Here is a 15,888-nt window from a genome sequence, read left to right on the forward strand (position 1 = left end):
CGCCGGCTTGCGCGCCTGTACGTCCCGGCCCTCCCCGGCCAGGGCGTGCAGGCGCGCGGCACGTTCACGCAGCGTCCCGGCGTCAGCCCGCGAAAGCCTGCGGCGGCTTGAAATCCCCCTGTACGTGCGAGAGTTCGGCCCGCGGCGCCGGGAACGCGCCCCGGTGTCCGGTGCCCCGGCCCGCGTCCGGCCGGCGTTCGAAGTCGGGGCAGCGGTGCGTCTCCTGGACGGTTCCGGAGCTGCTGCCCCACAGGTCGAGGAGGCCACCCCGGTCCTCGACCGCGCGGTACGCCTCCTTGGCGCCCCGGAAGCAGGTCAGGGCGCCGAAGAAGCCCGTACCGGAACCCGTGGCGGAGCCCGTACTGGAGCTCGCACGCGAGCCCGCGCCCGAGCCGCCGGGGAAGTAGTCGGAGAAGGCGCACGAGAGGCACGACTTGAGGTAGCTGCCCGAGGGGAGCTGGCGCTGGATCTCGGCGAGGGCGCCCGCGAAGTCACTCTCCGCGCGCCCGGACTGGAACAGCGCGCCGTCGAAGTGCAGGGCGAGCCCGAGGTGCAGCCGGTCGAGGCCTGGGCCGTCGGACACCGGGCGGCCGAGGGTCAACAGGCAGCGCAGGACGGCACGGTGGACCGTGCCGTCGTCGTACACCGGCATCGGTATGTCCCACTCCAGGACGCAGCCGCACAGCGCGCCCTGCGGGGTGAGCGCGAACAGGCCCTCGTCCGGGGGCTCTTCCGGCGGCGGACGCAGTGCGTCGAAGCTCTCGCCGGTGAACTCGGTGTCTCTGATGCGGGCGTGCAGTCGCCGCCCGTCCGTGCTGATGGTGAGGGCTTGCGTACCGGCGCGATCGCGGTACCAGCCAACCCATGACTCTCCTGTCATGGGCGGGACTTTAGTGCTTCGGTACGGTCAACCGATCATGCGTCGGTACGGCCGCCGCCCGGGGCTCCGGGTGGCGGCCGTACTGCCCCGGGGTCACCGGGCCCTGCGCAGGGTCAGCTCTGCGGGTCGCGCCACATCGGGTACATCAGCGGTCCGCCGTCCGGCAGTTGGAGCGGCTTGCCGAGGTCGGTGAAACCGAGGCGCAGATACAGCTCCCGGCTGCGCCCGCTGCTCGCCTCCAGGTACGCGGCCGTGTCCTCGCGGTCGCAGCGCTCCAGCACGGGTGCCATCAGGGCCGTGCCCAGGCCCTCGCCCTGCCGGTCCGGGGCCACCGCGATCATCCACAGGTAGGCGTGCGCCCGGTGGTGCGGGTGGACGGCCGAGGTCAGTGTGCCGACCAGTTCGATGCGTTCGTTGTCCGGGTCGATGGCCGCGCGCACCTGCGCGGGCCCGTCGCTGGGCTCCGGCTCCCCCGCCGGGGTGTCCATCCAGAGCGCGGCGGCCGAACCGTCCTCCGCCATGTCCACCCGCCCGTGTTCGAGGACAACATCGAGGAAGGACCCCATGAGCAGCGGATGCACCCGCCGCCGGTGCTCGGCCCCGGGCAGAATCCAGCTGCTCACCGGGTCACCGTGGAAGGCCTCGTCCATCAGCCGCAGCACCACGTCCCGGTCCGCCGCGGTCGCCTGCCGTATTTGTACGCCCATGTCCGTCTCCGTATCCCCGTATCCCTGCCGCACCAACTGTCGTACCTGATCTTAGATTTGGCGGTACGGAGCGGGGCCCGCCAGCGGTAAGCCGGCGGGCCCCGTAGGCACGTGCGAGTGCGTATACCCGGGTGTGTATGCCTGAGTGCGTATGCCCGAGTGCGTACGTCCGACGGTCAGCGCGTGCGGCGCGTCACGAACTCCGCGAGGGCGAGGAGTTCGTCCGCCGCGCCGAGGTCCGGCACCGCCCGCGACAGGTGGTCCACCGCTCTGGCCATGCGGTCGGCGGCCTGGCTCTGCGCCCAGTCCCGGCCGCCGGCCCGCTCCACGGCGTCGGCGGCCCGCCGTACAGCGGCGCCGTCCATGGCGGGACTCCGGTAGAGCTCCGCCAGTTCGGCCGCGGCCGAGGAGCCGGAGGCCATCGCCGCCACGACGGGCAGCGACTTCTTGTGGGCGACCAGGTCGGCACCGGCGGGCTTGCCGGTGTGCGCCGGGTCGCCCCAGATGCCGATCAGGTCGTCGATGAGCTGGAAGGCGAGGCCGGCCTCGCGGCCGAAGGAGTCCATCGCCTCGACCTCCTCGTCCCCGGCCCCCGCGTACAGCGCGCCGAGCGCGCACGCGCACCCCAGCAGCGCCCCGGTCTTGGCCTCGGCCATCGTCAGGCACTCGTCGATGGTGACGTCCTGCGGCGCCCGGTTCTCGAACGCGCAGTCCGCCTGCTGGCCCGCGCACAGCTCGATGATGCAGGCGGACAGCCGGGCGGACGCCTTCGCCGACGCCGGGTGCGGGTCCTCGGCGAGCACCCGCAGCGCCAGTGCGCACATCGCGTCGCCCACGATGATCGCGTCGGGGATGCCGAACACCGTCCAGGCCGTGGGCCGGTTCCTGCGGGTCGGGTCCTCGTCGATCACATCGTCGTGCAGCAGGGTGAAGTTGTGCGCCAACTCCACTGCCGCAGCGGCCCGTTCGGCATGCGCCGGGTCGCCACCGAGGGCCCGTGCGGCGGCGAGTACGAGGGCGGGGCGCAGCGCTTTGCCCGAGGCCCCCGCAGAGGGCGTGCCGTCCGCCTGCTCCCACCCGAAGTGGTAGCGCGCGACCCGGCGAATCTGCCCCGGCAGCGACTCGACCGTCTCACGGAGCCGGGGACCGACGGCGGCCCTGGTGCGGGCGAGGAAGTCGACCGCGCCCTCCATGCCGTCCGCCGCCTGGGTCGTAGCCATGGTCAATGCCAACTCCTCCCGTAGCGGGGGGTGTTGAGTACCGGTCTCCACCGCACGGCAACACCCCCACTCACCCCCTGCCCCCTCGGGCCGCCCCCTCCTGCACCCGTCTCCCCCGGGGCTACCTCCAGCGGCCGATCTCGACGCCCTCCAGCACGCCCAGCGCGTCCGGCACCAGCACCGCCGCCGAGTAGTACGCCGTCACCAGGTACGAGATGAGGGCCTGCTCGTCGATGCCCATGAAGCGGACCGACAGGCTCGGCTCGATCTCGTCCGGGATGCCGGCCTGCTGGAGGCCGATGACGCCCTGCTCGGCCTCACCCGTACGCATGCAGATGATGGACGTCGTACGGGCGTCACTGATCGGGATCTTGTTGCACGGGAAGATCGGCACGCCGCGCCAGGCCGGGATCTGGTTCCCGGCGACATCCACCGAATCCGGCACCAGGCCCCGCTTGTTGAACTCGCGGCCCATCGCGGAGATCGCCCGCGGGTGCGCCAGGAAGAACTTGTTGCCGCGCCGCCGCGACAGCAGTTCGTCCAGGTCGTCGGGGCTGGGGACGCCGTCGTGCGGCTGGATGCGCTGCCCGTAGTCGCAGTTGGCGAGGAGGCCGAACTCCTTGTTGTTGACCAGCTCGTCCTCCTGGCGCTCGCGCAGCGCCTCGACGGTGAGCCTGAGCTGCTGCTCGGTCTGGTTCATCGGCTGGTTGTAGAGGTCCGCGACCCGGCTGTGGACCTTCAACACGGTCTGGGCGACGGACAGTTCGTACTCGCGCGGCGCCGCGTCGTAGTCCACGAACGTGTGCGGTACGAGGGCTTCGCCGACGTGTCCCGCGGAGAGGTCGATGGGCGCCTCGCCGTACTTGTTGGTGCGCTGGCGCGGCAGGTCGCGGGCCGCCGCGAGGTGGTCGCGCAGCGAATCCGCCCGGTCGGCGAGCGTGAGCACGTCGTTCCTGGTCAGTGCCAGTACGGTGCACGCGGTCGCGGCCTTCGCCGTGTAACCCCAGGTGGCGTCGGACTCCACGAGCGCCTGGTCGCCGAAGTACGAACCGTCCGCGAGGGTGCCGAGCACCTGCTCCTCGTCGTACGGCCCCGCACCGACCTTCTCGACCCGGCCGTGCGCCAGCAGGTAGACGGTGTCGGCGCTGTCCCCCTGCGCCGCGATGACGTCACCCGCGGCGAACTCCCGCTGCTCGCAGCGCTGCGCGAGCTCCGCGAGTACGTCCTGGTCCCCGAACGTCCGCAGCGCGGGCAGCTCGCCCAGCTCGGCGGGGATGACGGACACCTGGCCGCCGGTCTGCACGAAGGTGACGCGGCCGTCACCGACGGAGTAGCTCAGCCTTCGGTTGACCCGGTACGTACCGCCCTGGACCTGCACCCATGGCAGCATCCGCAGCAGCCAGCGGGAGGTGATCTCCTGCATCTGCGGCGCGGACTTGGTCGTGGTCGCCAAGTTCCGCGCGGCTGCCGTACCAAGACTCTGCTGCGGCGGTGCCTGCTGATCGCGGACCTCGGAACCTGCCTGGACCGACATCTGACTCCCTCTTCGATGTATCTGCTGACCTGCGGCAGAAGCCTTTCAGCACGGGGAGTCGCGGCGCCATTACACAAAAGAGTGTGACTAGATCACCGGAGAAGAGGGAATCCCGCGCGACGGACTTGACTCCGGGCGGTCCCCAACGGGCTCCGGACGGCCCCGAACCGACCTCGGTTTAAGTTGCATTTGAGATGCAAGTTACTTAGCGTGAGGTCATGCGGCTGACGAGATTCACCGACCTGGCGCTCCGCGTACTGATGCGCCTGGCCGTCGAGAAGGGTGACCTGCCCACCACCCGCGAGGTGGCGACGGCCATGGAGATCCCGTACACGCACACCGCGAAGGTGGTCTCCCGGCTCCAGCACCTCGGCCTGATCGAGGCGCGCAGGGGACGCGGCGGCGGGCTCGCCCTCACCGGGGCCGGCCGGACGGCTTCGGTCGGCGGACTGGTCCGCACGCTCGAAGGGCCCGGCGACGTGGTCGAGTGCGAGGGCGACACACCGTGTCCACTGCGGTCCGCGTGCACGCTGCGCGGGGCACTGCGCAGCGCCCAGGAGGCGTTCTTCGCGGCGCTCGACCCGCTGACGGTGGACGAGCTGGTGGCGGCGCCGACGGGGCCGCTGCTGTTGGGGCTCTCGGCTACGCGGCGCGAGGACTGACCGCAGCGCGCCCCCGGAACGCCCCCGGAACACCGGTTAATTCAAGCCACCCTGGACCGCGCGTCCGTACACCCAAAAATACGACTCTCAGATACCAATTAACCTTCAGAGGAGCCCGGAATGCTTTCCGAGACCGCCACCGCGACCGTCCGTGCCACCCTTCCCGCCGTCGGCGCCGCCGTGGAGGACATCACCGCGCTCTTCTACGAGAAGCTGTTCGCCGCCCACCCCGAGCTGCTGCGCGACCTGTTCAACCGGGGCAACCAGGCGGCGGGCACCCAGCGCCAGGCCCTCGCGGGCTCGATAGCGGGCTTCGCGACGTACCTGGTGGAGCGGCCCGACGAGCGCCCGGACGCGATGCTGAGCCGCATCGCCCACAAGCACGCGTCGCTGGGCGTGACCTCCGGCCAGTACAAGGTGGTCCACCAGCACCTCTTTGAGGCGATCGCGGAGGTCCTCGGCGACGTGGTGACACCGGAGGTCGCCGCCGCCTGGGACGAGGTGTACTGGCTGATGGCGGGCGCCCTGATCGCGATCGAGAACCGGCTGTACGCGGAGCACGGCGTCCTCAAGGGCGACACCTGGCGCGACTGGGAGGTCGCGGGGCGGACCGAGGAGACGGCCGACGTCGCCACCTTCCGGCTCCGCCCGGCGGACGGCGGCTCCGTCCCCGTCCACAAGCCGGGACAGTACGTCTCCGTACAGGTCGAACTCCCGGACGGCGCCCGCCAGATCAGGCAGTACAGCATCTCGTGCGCGCCCGGCTCCCCGCTCCGTACGATCGCGGTCAAGCGGATCGGCGACGGCGAGGTGTCCCAGCACCTGCACGCGCACGTGCGCGAGGGCAGCCGGCTGCGCGTCTCCGCCTCGTACGGCGATCTGGTCCTGGAGGACGACGACGCGCCCCTCCTGCTCGCCTCGGCGGGGATCGGCTGCACCCCGATCGTGTCGATGCTGGAGCACCTGGCGGCGGCCGGGCACACCGCCCCGGTGACGGTCGTGCACGCGGACCGCTCCCCCGCGACGCATCCCCTGCGCACGGACCACGGGCTCCTCGTGGAGAAGCTCGCGACGGCCTCGGGCCACTTCTTCTACGAGCAGCCGGGGCCGGGCCACCCGGCCTGCCGCACCGGCCTGGTGGACCTGTCCGGGGTGGACGTACTGGCGGGCACGCGCGCGTACCTGTGCGGTCCGCTGCCCTTCATGCGGGCGGTACGGGAGCAGCTCCTGGCCAAGGGCGTACCGGCGGCGGACATCCACTACGAGGTGTTCGGCCCGGACCTGTGGATGGCCGCGTAGGTCCTCGGAGGGCGGTGTCCGGACGGCGCCCGGAGGGCAGTGTCCGGATCGGCTCGCACGCTGTACGAGCGGGGGCTTGCGGAGGCATGCGTTCCGGCGGCAAGCGGTAGAAGTAATTCCGGACGTGCGGCCCCAGTCTGTGCCTTCCGGCCCCGCATGCCGCTCAGCGAGGAGACCACCATGGCCAACCCCCTCTCCGCCGACACTTTCCTGTCCGCCCTGCGCGCCGAGGGGGTGACCGTCGTCGAGGTCGGCGACTGGCGCCACCACAACCGGCACGGCCACGGCCCCTGGGGTCCGGTGCACGGCGTGATGATCCACCACACCGTCACCAGGGGCACCGAGGACACCGTCCGGATGTGCCGCGACGGCCACGCGGACCTGCCGGGCCCGCTGTGCCACGGCGTGATCGCCAAGGACGGCAAGGTCCATCTCGTCGGGTACGGCAGGGCCAACCACGCCGGGCTCGGCGACGGCGACGTACTGCGCGCCGTCATGGCCGAGAAGCGCCTGCCGCCGGACAACGAGGCCAACACCGACGGCAACCGGCACTTCTACGGCTTCGAGTGCGAGAACCTCGGCGACGGCGAGGACCCCTGGCCGGACGCCCAGCTCCAGGCGATCGCACGCGTCTCGGCCGCGATCTGCCGCGCCCACGGGTGGGGCGCACGCTCGGTCCTGGGCCACCGGGAGTGGCAACCGGGCAAGGTCGACCCCCTCGGCTTCACGATGGACTGGATGCGGGACAGGGTGCACGACCGGCTGAAGTGAGACGGGGCGGCAGGGGGCGCGGTGCGGCGGGGCGGGACGGGAGAATGAGCGGGTGTCCTCCGCTCTCCCGGGCCTGCGCCCGCAGCTGCCCTCGCCCCTGACCCCCGTCGAGGACGACCGCTTCGACCGGCACGGCGTGCGGCTCCTGCTCAAGCGGGACGATCTGATCCACCCGGACCTCCCCGGCAACAAGTGGCGCAAACTGGAGCCCAATCTGCGCGCCGCGGCCGGCCGGCCCCTCCTCACCTTCGGCGGTGCCTACTCCAACCACCTGCGCGCCACCGCCGCCGCGGGCCGCCTCCTCGGCTTCCCGACCGTCGGCGTCGTGCGCGGCGACGAGCTGGCCGGGCGGCCGCTCAACCCGTCGCTCGCCCAGTGCGCCGCCGACGGCATGCACCTGTGCTTCGTTTCCCGTACGGACTACCGCCGCCGCGCCGACCCCGGCTTCCTCGCCGAGCTCCTGCCCGGCACGCCCTTCCCCGAGGCGTACGTCGTCCCCGAGGGCGGCAGCAACGCAACTGCCGCCCGGGGCTGCACCGCGCTCGGCCAAGAGCTCCACGGGGCGGCGGACACCGTCGCCGTGGCCTGCGGAACGGGCGGCACGCTCGCGGGGCTGGCGGCAGGTCTCGCACCGGGACAACGGGCGATCGGCGTGCCGGTCGTCGGGGGCGGGTTCCTGGACGCGGAGGTCCGCGCGCTCCAGAACTCCGCGTTCGGCGGGGCGGTCGGCGACTGGACCCTCGCGGACGGCTTCCACTTCGGCGGCTACGCCCGCACCCCGCCCGCCCTCGTCGACTTCGCGTCGGACTTCGAGGGGCGGCACGGGGTGGGGGTGGAGCGGCTCTACGTGGCCAAGATGCTTTACGCGCTGGTGGCGCTGGTGGGGGACGGGGCATTCTCCCGGGGCACGCGGCTGGTGGCGGTCGTTACGGGGCGCCCGTAGCGCGCGGGCGGCAGGCGCGTGCGGCGGGGCCGGTGGGTCGTCGTGCGGGTGCGTCGTGGCTGGTCGCGCAGTTCCCCGCGCCCCTAACTGCCTGCCCCTTAGCCCGCTAGCCTCCTTGGGCAGCGGGGGCGGGACGGGTGGGCAAGGGGGCGGCCCCCACGCGGACCGCGCGTCCTTACACGCCGGACGGGCCGGACGGCCCCTGGTCCGCCTCCCTCCACGCCGCCGCCTCCTCCAGATCCAGTCTCCGCAGCAGCGTCCGCATCAGCTCGTCGTCGATCCGCCGCCGGTCCCTCAGTTCCACGAACACCGCCCGTTCCGCGTCGATGACCTCCCTCGACAGTCGCCGGTACGTCGCGTCCGCCGACTCCCCCGTCTCCTCGTTGACCGTCCCCAGCCGCTCCCACACCGCGTTGCGCCTCCGTTCCAGGACCGTCCGCAGGCGGTCCGCCAGGGGGCCCGGCAGGGCGTTGTTCTCGTCGGCGAGCAGCTCGTCCAGGCGGGCCTGGGCCGCCTGCGACGCTTCGCTCTGGGCCTGTGCCTCGGCGAGCGTCTCCGCGTACACATCCCGTTTCGGCAGTTTGAGGAGCCTGATCAGGGGGGCCAGGGTCAGTCCCTGCACGCCCAGCGTCGCGATCACGGTCGTGAAGGTGAGGAAGAGGATCAGATTGCGGCCGGGGAAGGGTTCGCCCTCCGCCGTGAGCGGGATGGAGAAGGCGATGGCCAGCGAGACCACACCCCGCATCCCCGCCCAGCCGACGATCGTCGGCCCCTTCCAGTCGACGTCCGGCTCCCGCGTGCGGATGCGTTCAGACAGCCAGATCGGCAGGTACGTCGCCGGGAAGACCCACACGAACCGCACCACCACCACGAGTACGAACACCACGAGCGCGTACCAGAGGACCGTCCACCCCTCGTACGGCCCCAGCCCCCTCAGCACCACCGGCAGCTGCAGCCCGATCAGTGCGAACACCGCCGATTCGAGGATGAAGGACACCATCTTCCAGACGGCCTCCTCCTGCAGCCGGGTCGCGAAGTCGACCTTCCAGGAGCGGTGCCCCAGGTGCAGGGCGACCACCACCACGGCGAGCACCCCGGACGCGTGCACGTACTCGGCCGTCGCATACGCGACGAAGGGAATCAGCAGGGAGAGGGTGTTCTGGAGGATCGGTTCGGTGAGCCGGGTGCGCAGCCAGTGCAGCGGAACCATCAGGAGGAGGCCCACGCCGACCCCTCCGACCGCCGCCATCAGGAACTCCCGCACCCCCGCGCTCCAGCTGGCGCCCTCCCCCACCGCCGCCGCCAGCGCCACCTTGAAAGCGGTGATCGCCGTGGCGTCATTGACCAGTGACTCGCCCTGCAGGATCGCGGTGATCCGGGGCGGCAGCCCGAGCTTCCTGGCGATCGCGGTCGCCGCCACCGCGTCCGGCGGCGCGATCACCGCGCCGAGCACCAGCGCCGAGGTCAGCGGCAGCCCTGGCACGAGCAGACTCACCAGCCACCCCACCATCACGGTCGCGAACAGCACATAGCCCACCGACAGGAAGGCCACGGGCCGGATGTTGGCCCGCAGATCCAGGTACGAGCTCTCCAGCGCCGCCGTGTGCAGCAGGGGCGGCAGCAGCAGCGGCAGCACGATGTGCGGGTCGAGCGCGAAGTCCGGGACGCCCGGCACGAACGCCACCGCGATCCCCACCGCGACGAGCAGCAGCGGCGCCGGAACCGGCGTGCGCCGGGCCGTCCCCGCGACGGCGGCACTTCCCGCGATCATCGCCAGCAGCGGCAGCGCGTCCATCGGTTCCGTCCGTCCCGGGTCGGCAGCACAGGGTGCACACGGTGTACATCATGAACAATGGCCCTCATGAACGACTGCACGCACGTCGAGGAGCTGCCGCACCCGCAGCCCGAGCCGCAGAGCGACACCTGCCTGGAGTGCCTGGCCACCGGCACCCACCCCGTCCAGCTGCGGATCTGCCTGAGCTGCGGGCACATCGGCTGCTGCGACTCGTCCCCGGGCCGGCACGCCACCGGGCACTTCGGCGACACCGGCCATCCGGTGATGCGCAGCTTCGAACCGGGCGAGAGCTGGCGCTGGTGCTTCGTCGACGGCTCGATCGTCTGAGCTCGACGGCTCGATCGTCTGAGCTCCACGGCCTGATCGTCCGAGCTCCACGGCTCGATCGTCGGAATTCGACGGTTCGATCGTCCGGCACCGGGGTACGTCAACCCCTCACCGGTGCCGCCCAATTGGGCTCCGCACACCCCTAGCCACTGTCCGTACTCATGGGCCTACCATGAGTGACGTCTCGATGGGTGGGGGGCCCGGCGACACGGGACAGCGGATCGCGATAGCGTCACCGGCGATAGACGTAAGAGACGTACCGCTTGTGCCACCTTGGAGGTGAGGGTGTCCCCTATCGCAGGCGAGCCCGGGAACCAGGACTTCGTGGAGGTCCGGCTGCCCGCTGCGGGTGCCTACCTGTCGGTGCTGCGTACGGCCACGGCCGGCCTCGCAGCGCGTTTGGACTTCACCCTCGACGAGATCGAGGACTTGCGCATCGCGGTCGACGAGGCCTGCGCGATCCTGCTCCAGCAGGCCGTGCCTGGCTCCGTCCTCAGCTGTGTGTTCCGGCTGGTGGACGACTCACTGGAAGTGACAGTGACGGCGCCCACCACCGACGGCCGCGCCCCCGAGCGCGACACCTTCGCGTGGACGGTGCTCTCCGCACTCGCCGGCAAGGTCGACGCGACCGTCGCCGACGACCGTACGGTCAGCATCAGCCTGTACAAACAGCGCGGCGCGGGACCCGGTCCGGCATGAACGGGGACGGGCCGGTGCGGGACGACGAGCGCAGTCAGCAGGCGCTGAACGGGATTCCTGAGCAGCAGGCCCGCCCGCACCCGGTGGAAGAGGCCCCGGTGGAAAAAGCTCAGTCAGCAGAGCGGGCGGCGGACCAGATGAGCGACGAGACGGAAGTTCACAAGGAGCGCGAGGAGCACGGGCTCCCGCACAACCCCCGGGACCGCAGTGGTGCGCGGGCCCTGTTCATCCAGCTGGGCGAGCTGCCCGACGGCTCGCCGGAGAAGGCCGAGCTGCGCAACCGGCTGGTCCGGATGCACCTGCCACTGGTCGAGCACCTGGCGCGGCGCTTCCGCAACCGCGGCGAGCCGCTGGACGACCTCACGCAGGTCGCCACGATCGGTCTGATCAAGTCGGTGGACCGGTTCGACCCGGACCGCGGCGTGGAGTTCTCGACGTACGCGACGCCCACCGTGGTCGGCGAGATCAAGCGCCACTTCCGCGACAAGGGCTGGGCGGTACGGGTTCCGCGCCGCCTCCAGGAGCTGCGGCTCTCGCTGACCTCGGCGACCGCGGAACTCTCCCAGCAGCACGGCCGCTCGCCGACCGTGAAGGAGCTGGCCGAGCGCCTGGCGATCTCCGAGGAGGAGGTCCTGGAGGGCCTGGAGTCCGCCAACGCGTACTCCACGCTGTCCCTGGACGTCCCCGACACGGACGACGAGTCCCCGGCAGTCGCGGACACCCTGGGCTCGGAGGACGTGGCGCTGGAGGGCGTCGAGTACCGGGAGTCGCTCAAGCCGCTCCTGGAGGACCTGGCTCCGCGCGAGAAACAGATCCTCCTGCTGCGCTTCTTCGGGAACATGACCCAGTCGCAGATCGCCCAGGAGGTCGGCATCTCCCAGATGCACGTCTCCCGGCTGCTGGCCCGCACCCTGGCCCAGCTCCGCGAGAAGCTGCTGGTCGAGGAGTAGGGCACCAGGTCTCTGCCCGTACGGTACGGAGCGGGGCTTCTGCGGCGCTCTCAGGCGCCTCGGGGGCCCCGCTTGATGCCGAGCGCGTCGACGACCGCCGGGTTCAGCAGCAGCGCCAGCGAGACGACGGCCACCACGGCGAGCGCGATGCCGGCCGGGATCGACCAGGCGCCGTCCGTCGTCATCAGGGTGTACGCGACCGGCAGCGCCATCAGCTGCGTAATCATCGCGGGACCCCGGCTCCAGCTCCGCCGCAGCCGCAGCCCGTTCGCCGCGAGCAGCGGCAGTACGGCGAGCGCGATCAGTGTGAGCCCGCCCATCTCGGCCTGCTCCGGCCGGTCGGGGCTCCCGAAGAGCCCCATCACGAGCATGTACAGACCGACCGCGACGAGCGCGAGACCCTCCAGCGCGGCGAGCGCCGCGGCGGCACCGAGCCGGGCGGGGCGGGGTGTGGCGGGATGCGGCACGACCGGCGATTCGGGCAGCGGCTCGTCCTGCACTTCGGGCTGCACTTCGGGCTTCCGCACGGGCTTTTTACTCACCCTTGCAGGGTAACCAGCCCGCGCCACCCCGTGGGCAGCCGGTCCGCCGCCCCATGGGCAGCCGGTCCGCCGCCCCGCTCTCCGGGCCGCTGACCCGCGCGAACCCCGCCCTCGCTCCGGCCCTCTCGCCCCCCTCCCGGTAATCTGCACCGCATGCGCGCACTTCTTGTGGTCAATCCAGCTGCCACCACCACCAGTGCCCGCACCCGGGACGTCCTGATCCACGCCCTGGCCAGCGAGATGAAGCTGGAGACGGTCACCACGGAGTACCGCGGCCACGCCCGCGACCTGGGCCGGCGGGCCGCCGACAGCGCGGACGTCATCGACCTGGTCGTCGCCCTCGGCGGCGACGGCACCGTCAACGAGGTCGTGAACGGCCTGCTGCACGACGGACCCGACCTCGATCGCCTTCCCGGTTTCGCGGTCGTCCCCGGCGGTTCCACCAATGTCTTCGCCCGCGCACTCGGCCTTCCCAATGACGCAGTCGAAGCGACCGGCGCCCTTTTGGACGCGCTGCGTACCGGAAGCGAACGCACAGTGAGCCTCGGGCTCACAAAGGGCGTACCGGGAACGGAGGACGAGGCCGTACCGGAACGCTGGTTCACTTTCTGTGCGGGGCTCGGATTCGACGCGGGAGTCATCGGCCGGGTCGAACAGCAGCGGGAACGCGGAAAGCGTTCGACGCACGCGCTCTATCTGCGCCAGGTGATCCGTCAATTCCTGGAGGAGCCGCATCGTAGACACGGTGTGATTTCTCTGGAGAGGCCCGGTGAGGACCCGGTGACGGACCTCGTTCTGTCGATAGTCTGCAACACCTCCCCCTGGACCTACCTGGGGAATCGTCCGCTGTACGCCTCCCCGGAGGCGTCCTTCGACACCGCTCTGGACGTGCTCGGTCTGAGCCGTCTTTCCACCCCCGCGGTGACCCGATACGCGACCCAGCTCCTCACGTCCACACCGGAGCGCGGCCCGCACGGTAAGCACGCCATCACCCTGCATGACCTGACGGACTTCACCTTGCATTCGAAGGCCCCACTGCCCCTTCAAATGGACGGTGACCACCTGGGACTGCGTACGAGCGTCGCGTTCACAGGCGTTCGCCGTGCACTGCGTGTGATTGTGTGAGTGGAAGAGCCGAAAGTCCTTTATCTCGAACGTACGGGCTGCCATCCACCCCATAGAAGTACGGCTGTGACCTAGCCGACACCGAGGAATCAAAAAAAACTTCTCGGAAGGGGTTGTATCCGCTGCCGAGGTTTGCGAGTCTCTTCATGGCGATCGGGACGGCCCGCAACACCGGCCTCCCTGAGAACCAGAATCCCTCCTCACACACAGGACCACAACCAGTGCTCACTGGAAGTCGGCCCTTCCCTCGTGAGGGGATTCGTGAAAGCGTTCACATTCACAAGCAATGTGTTTGACATCTAGGTCATCCAGATCATCAAGGAGAGGTAGCAGCCATGGACTGGCGTCACAACGCCGTTTGTCGTGAGGAAGACCCGGAGCTGTTCTTCCCCATCGGCAACACCGGTCCTGCGCTGCTGCAGATCGAGGAAGCCAAGGCCGTCTGCCGCCGCTGCCCCGTCATGGAGCAGTGCCTGCAGTGGGCGCTCGAGTCCGGCCAGGACTCGGGTGTCTGGGGTGGACTCAGCGAGGACGAGCGCCGCGCAATGAAGCGCCGCGCCGCCCGCAACCGGGCGCGCAACGCGACCGCCTGACCCACCCTGCTTCGAGCCTGAGCTCGGCGGCGCATACAGCGCGTATGCAGTCACCGCCCCCGAATCGCAGCGCGCAGTACCCCCAATGCGCAGTAACGCGTGAGCAGTTGAGCCCCGTACCGGTATCCCGGTACGGGGCTCTTCGCTGTCCGCCACCGCGGTGCGGCGACTACTTCTGCGGCCGCACCGGGATGTCGAGGACCACCCGGGTGCCGCGCTCGGGGCCGGGGACCATGTCGAAGGTTCCGCCCAACTCGCCCTCCACCAGCGTCCGTACGATCTGCAGGCCCAGGTTGCCGGCCCGCTGCGGGTCGAAGCCCTCGGGCAGGCCGCGCCCGTCGTCCAGCACCGTGATCAGCAGCCGCGCCTCGGCCGTCGTACCGCCGCGCAGTGCGGAGACCTCGACGGTGCCCTGCTCGCCCTGGGTGAAGCCGTGTTCCAGGGCGTTCTGCAGAATCTCCGTCAGCACCATGGAGAGCGGGGTGGCGACCTCCGCGTCCAGGATGCCGAACCGTCCGGTCCTGCGGCAGACGACCTTTCCCGGGGAGATCTCGGCGACCATCGCCAGCACCCGGTCGGCGATCTCGTCGAACTCGACGCGCTCGTCCAGGTTCTGGGACAGCGTCTCGTGAACGATCGCGATCGAACCCACGCGCCGTACCGCCTCGTTGAGCGCGTCCCGCCCCTGGGCCGAGTCCATCCTGCGGGACTGCAGTCTCAAGAGGGCGGCTACCGTCTGGAGGTTGTTCTTCACCCGGTGGTGGATTTCCCGGATGGTGGCGTCCTTCGTGATCAACTCCCGCTCGCGGCGCCGCAGTTCCGTCACGTCGCGGCACAGGACGAGGGAGCCGATGCGGGGGCCCTTGGGCTTGAGCGGGATGGCGCGGAGCTGGATCACTCCCCCGCTGCCCTCGACCTCCGTCTCGCGCGGGGCGTAGCCGCTGGCCAGCTTGACCAGGGCCTCGTCGACCGGGCCGCGGGACGGGGCGAGTTCGGCGGTGGCCTGTCCGAGGTGGTGGCCGACCAGGTCGGAGGCGAGGCCGAGACGGTGGTACGCGGAGAGGGCGTTGGGGCTCGCGTACTGCACGATGCCCTCCGCGTCGAGCCGGATCAGTCCGTCGCCGACGCGCGGTGAGGCATCCATGTCGACCTGCTGGCCGGGGAAGGGAAACGATCCCGCGGCGATCATCTGGGCGAGGTCGGATGCGCTCTGGAGGTAGGTCAGCTCCAGGCGGCTCGGGGTGCGGACGGTAAGGAGGTTCGTGTTGCGGCCGATCACGCCGAGCACGCGGCCCTCGCGCCGTACCGGAATCGACTCGACCCGGACCGGTACCTCCTCGCGCCACTCGGGGTCGCCCTCGCGCACGATGCGGCCCTCGTCGAGAGCGGCGTCCAGGAGGGGACGCCGGCCGCGCGGGACGAGGTGGCCCACCATGTCGTCGTGGTACGAGGTGGGGCCGGTGTTCGGCCGCATCTGTGCCACGGAGACGTAACGGGTGCCGTCGAGCGTGGGAACCCACAGCACCAGGTCGGCGAAGGACAGGTCGGAGAGCAGCTGCCACTCCGAGACCAGCAGGTGGAGCCACTCTAGGTCGGACTCGCTGAGGGCGGTGTGCTGGCGTACGAGATCGTTCATGGAGGGCACGTGCACGAACATACCCGTAACCTCAGGGACAACCGGCGGCGCACATCCATAGACAGGACTTAGTGGTCTAGTCCACAATGGCCGGGCAAAGCTTCATCCTCCCCGCACAGGAGGGTGAAATCGGGGGACGAAGCGCTCTCTGCCCTGACTGCGCTCGTCCCTCCACACGGCCGAAGGCACCGCACACCGTCGGCCG

16 protein-coding genes are annotated in these 15,888 nt (G+C 70.7%); 9 read left to right on the forward strand and 7 right to left on the reverse strand.

The window, feature by feature from the left end; all coding sequences use genetic code 11:
- Window positions 1-82: 82 nt before the first annotated feature.
- The 4 genes from AB0D18_RS17300 to AB0D18_RS17315 all read right to left on the reverse strand — a co-directional run bounded on the left by AB0D18_RS17300 (window position 83) and on the right by AB0D18_RS17315 (window position 4,341).
- The gene (locus AB0D18_RS17300) at window positions 83-880 is read right to left on the reverse strand and encodes a DUF6304 family protein (protein WP_362418397.1); all 798 of its coding nucleotides are present in this window, start codon (window positions 878-880) and stop codon (window positions 83-85) included.
- 113 nt (window positions 881-993) lie between these two features.
- Window positions 994-1,587, reverse strand: coding sequence for a GNAT family N-acetyltransferase (locus AB0D18_RS17305; RefSeq protein WP_362418400.1), 594 nt, complete (start codon window positions 1,585-1,587; stop codon window positions 994-996).
- A 176-nt stretch (window positions 1,588-1,763) separates the two neighbouring features.
- The gene (locus tag AB0D18_RS17310; RefSeq protein ID WP_362418403.1) at window positions 1,764-2,807 is read right to left on the reverse strand and encodes a family 2 encapsulin nanocompartment cargo protein polyprenyl transferase; all 1,044 of its coding nucleotides are present in this window, start codon (window positions 2,805-2,807) and stop codon (window positions 1,764-1,766) included.
- A gap of 121 nt (window positions 2,808-2,928) precedes the next feature.
- Window positions 2,929-4,341, reverse strand: a complete 1,413-nt coding sequence (locus tag AB0D18_RS17315) for a family 2B encapsulin nanocompartment shell protein (protein WP_362418406.1) — start codon at window positions 4,339-4,341, stop codon at window positions 2,929-2,931.
- Between the two features lie 218 nt (window positions 4,342-4,559).
- Here AB0D18_RS17315 and AB0D18_RS17320 point away from each other — a divergent pair, with 218 nt between their 5' ends.
- From AB0D18_RS17320 to AB0D18_RS17335, 4 genes are all read left to right on the forward strand, one after another.
- The gene (locus tag AB0D18_RS17320; protein WP_362418409.1) at window positions 4,560-5,003 is read left to right on the forward strand and encodes an Rrf2 family transcriptional regulator; all 444 of its coding nucleotides are present in this window, start codon (window positions 4,560-4,562) and stop codon (window positions 5,001-5,003) included.
- Window positions 5,004-5,123: 120 nt separating this feature from the next.
- Entirely contained in the window at window positions 5,124-6,302 is a 1,179-nt protein-coding gene (locus tag AB0D18_RS17325) for a globin domain-containing protein (RefSeq protein WP_362418412.1), read from the forward strand.
- 180 nt (window positions 6,303-6,482) lie between these two features.
- On the forward strand, window positions 6,483-7,073 hold the full coding sequence (locus tag AB0D18_RS17330) for an N-acetylmuramoyl-L-alanine amidase (RefSeq protein ID WP_362418415.1): 591 nt from the start codon (window positions 6,483-6,485) through the stop codon (window positions 7,071-7,073).
- Between the two features lie 52 nt (window positions 7,074-7,125).
- The gene (locus AB0D18_RS17335; protein WP_362418418.1) at window positions 7,126-8,016 is read left to right on the forward strand and encodes a pyridoxal-phosphate dependent enzyme; all 891 of its coding nucleotides are present in this window, start codon (window positions 7,126-7,128) and stop codon (window positions 8,014-8,016) included.
- Between the two features lie 175 nt (window positions 8,017-8,191).
- On the opposite strand, the gene AB0D18_RS17340 is transcribed toward AB0D18_RS17335, so the two are convergent.
- Complete coding sequence (locus AB0D18_RS17340) at window positions 8,192-9,811, reverse strand: Na+/H+ antiporter (RefSeq protein ID WP_362418421.1); 1,620 nt, start codon at window positions 9,809-9,811, stop codon at window positions 8,192-8,194.
- A gap of 66 nt (window positions 9,812-9,877) precedes the next feature.
- On the opposite strand from AB0D18_RS17340, the gene AB0D18_RS17345 reads away from it, so the two are divergent.
- From AB0D18_RS17345 to AB0D18_RS17355, 3 genes are all read left to right on the forward strand, one after another.
- Entirely contained in the window at window positions 9,878-10,138 is a 261-nt protein-coding gene (locus AB0D18_RS17345) for a UBP-type zinc finger domain-containing protein (protein WP_362418424.1), read from the forward strand.
- A gap of 285 nt (window positions 10,139-10,423) precedes the next feature.
- On the forward strand, window positions 10,424-10,837 hold the full coding sequence (locus AB0D18_RS17350; RefSeq protein WP_185032869.1) for an anti-sigma regulatory factor: 414 nt from the start codon (window positions 10,424-10,426) through the stop codon (window positions 10,835-10,837).
- The gene (locus AB0D18_RS17355) at window positions 10,834-11,787 is read left to right on the forward strand and encodes an RNA polymerase sigma factor SigF (protein WP_362418428.1); all 954 of its coding nucleotides are present in this window, start codon (window positions 10,834-10,836) and stop codon (window positions 11,785-11,787) included. The genes AB0D18_RS17350 and AB0D18_RS17355 overlap by 4 nt, the downstream gene beginning before the upstream one ends.
- Window positions 11,788-11,837: 50 nt before the next feature.
- On the opposite strand, the gene AB0D18_RS17360 is transcribed toward AB0D18_RS17355, so the two are convergent.
- A complete protein-coding gene (locus tag AB0D18_RS17360) occupies window positions 11,838-12,287 on the reverse strand; it encodes a hypothetical protein (protein WP_362418905.1) in 450 nt (149 codons plus the stop codon).
- Window positions 12,288-12,482: 195 nt separating this feature from the next.
- Between AB0D18_RS17360 and AB0D18_RS17365 the strand changes: the two genes are divergently transcribed.
- Both AB0D18_RS17365 and AB0D18_RS17370 read left to right on the forward strand, forming a co-directional pair.
- A complete protein-coding gene (locus AB0D18_RS17365) occupies window positions 12,483-13,454 on the forward strand; it encodes a diacylglycerol kinase family protein (protein ID WP_362418431.1) in 972 nt (323 codons plus the stop codon).
- Window positions 13,455-13,789: 335 nt separating this feature from the next.
- A complete protein-coding gene (locus AB0D18_RS17370; protein ID WP_004937597.1) occupies window positions 13,790-14,047 on the forward strand; it encodes a WhiB family transcriptional regulator in 258 nt (85 codons plus the stop codon).
- Window positions 14,048-14,216: 169 nt separating this feature from the next.
- On the opposite strand, the gene AB0D18_RS17375 is transcribed toward AB0D18_RS17370, so the two are convergent.
- Window positions 14,217-15,683: a histidine kinase N-terminal domain-containing protein gene (locus AB0D18_RS17375; protein ID WP_362418908.1), complete on the reverse strand. Its 1,467-nt coding sequence runs from the start codon at window positions 15,681-15,683 to the stop codon at window positions 14,217-14,219.
- Window positions 15,684-15,888: the final 205 nt, after the last annotated feature.

Origin of the sequence: Streptomyces sp. NPDC048442, from assembly GCF_040651475.1 — a bacterium.
Lineage (GTDB): Bacteria > Actinomycetota > Actinomycetes > Streptomycetales > Streptomycetaceae > Streptomyces.

What these genes read in the sequence shown, in the direction of transcription:
- AB0D18_RS17355 (WP_362418428.1), top strand. Translation starts at nt 10,834, where the DNA reads ATGAACGGGGACGGGCCGGTGCGGGACGACGAGCGCAGTCAGCAGGCG.
- AB0D18_RS17330 (WP_362418415.1), top strand. Translation starts at nt 6,483, where the DNA reads ATGGCCAACCCCCTCTCCGCCGACACTTTCCTGTCCGCCCTGCGCGCC.
- AB0D18_RS17315 (WP_362418406.1), bottom strand. Translation starts at nt 4,341, where the DNA reads ATGTCGGTCCAGGCAGGTTCCGAGGTCCGCGATCAGCAGGCACCGCCG.
- AB0D18_RS17345 (WP_362418424.1), top strand. Translation starts at nt 9,878, where the DNA reads ATGAACGACTGCACGCACGTCGAGGAGCTGCCGCACCCGCAGCCCGAG.
- AB0D18_RS17340 (WP_362418421.1), bottom strand. Translation starts at nt 9,811, where the DNA reads ATGGACGCGCTGCCGCTGCTGGCGATGATCGCGGGAAGTGCCGCCGTC.
- AB0D18_RS17300 (WP_362418397.1), bottom strand. Translation starts at nt 880, where the DNA reads ATGACAGGAGAGTCATGGGTTGGCTGGTACCGCGATCGCGCCGGTACG.
- AB0D18_RS17375 (WP_362418908.1), bottom strand. Translation starts at nt 15,683, where the DNA reads ATGAACGATCTCGTACGCCAGCACACCGCCCTCAGCGAGTCCGACCTA.
- AB0D18_RS17325 (WP_362418412.1), top strand. Translation starts at nt 5,124, where the DNA reads ATGCTTTCCGAGACCGCCACCGCGACCGTCCGTGCCACCCTTCCCGCC.
- AB0D18_RS17365 (WP_362418431.1), top strand. Translation starts at nt 12,483, where the DNA reads ATGCGCGCACTTCTTGTGGTCAATCCAGCTGCCACCACCACCAGTGCC.
- AB0D18_RS17320 (WP_362418409.1), top strand. Translation starts at nt 4,560, where the DNA reads ATGCGGCTGACGAGATTCACCGACCTGGCGCTCCGCGTACTGATGCGC.
- AB0D18_RS17370 (WP_004937597.1), top strand. Translation starts at nt 13,790, where the DNA reads ATGGACTGGCGTCACAACGCCGTTTGTCGTGAGGAAGACCCGGAGCTG.
- AB0D18_RS17310 (WP_362418403.1), bottom strand. Translation starts at nt 2,807, where the DNA reads ATGGCTACGACCCAGGCGGCGGACGGCATGGAGGGCGCGGTCGACTTC.
- AB0D18_RS17305 (WP_362418400.1), bottom strand. Translation starts at nt 1,587, where the DNA reads ATGGGCGTACAAATACGGCAGGCGACCGCGGCGGACCGGGACGTGGTG.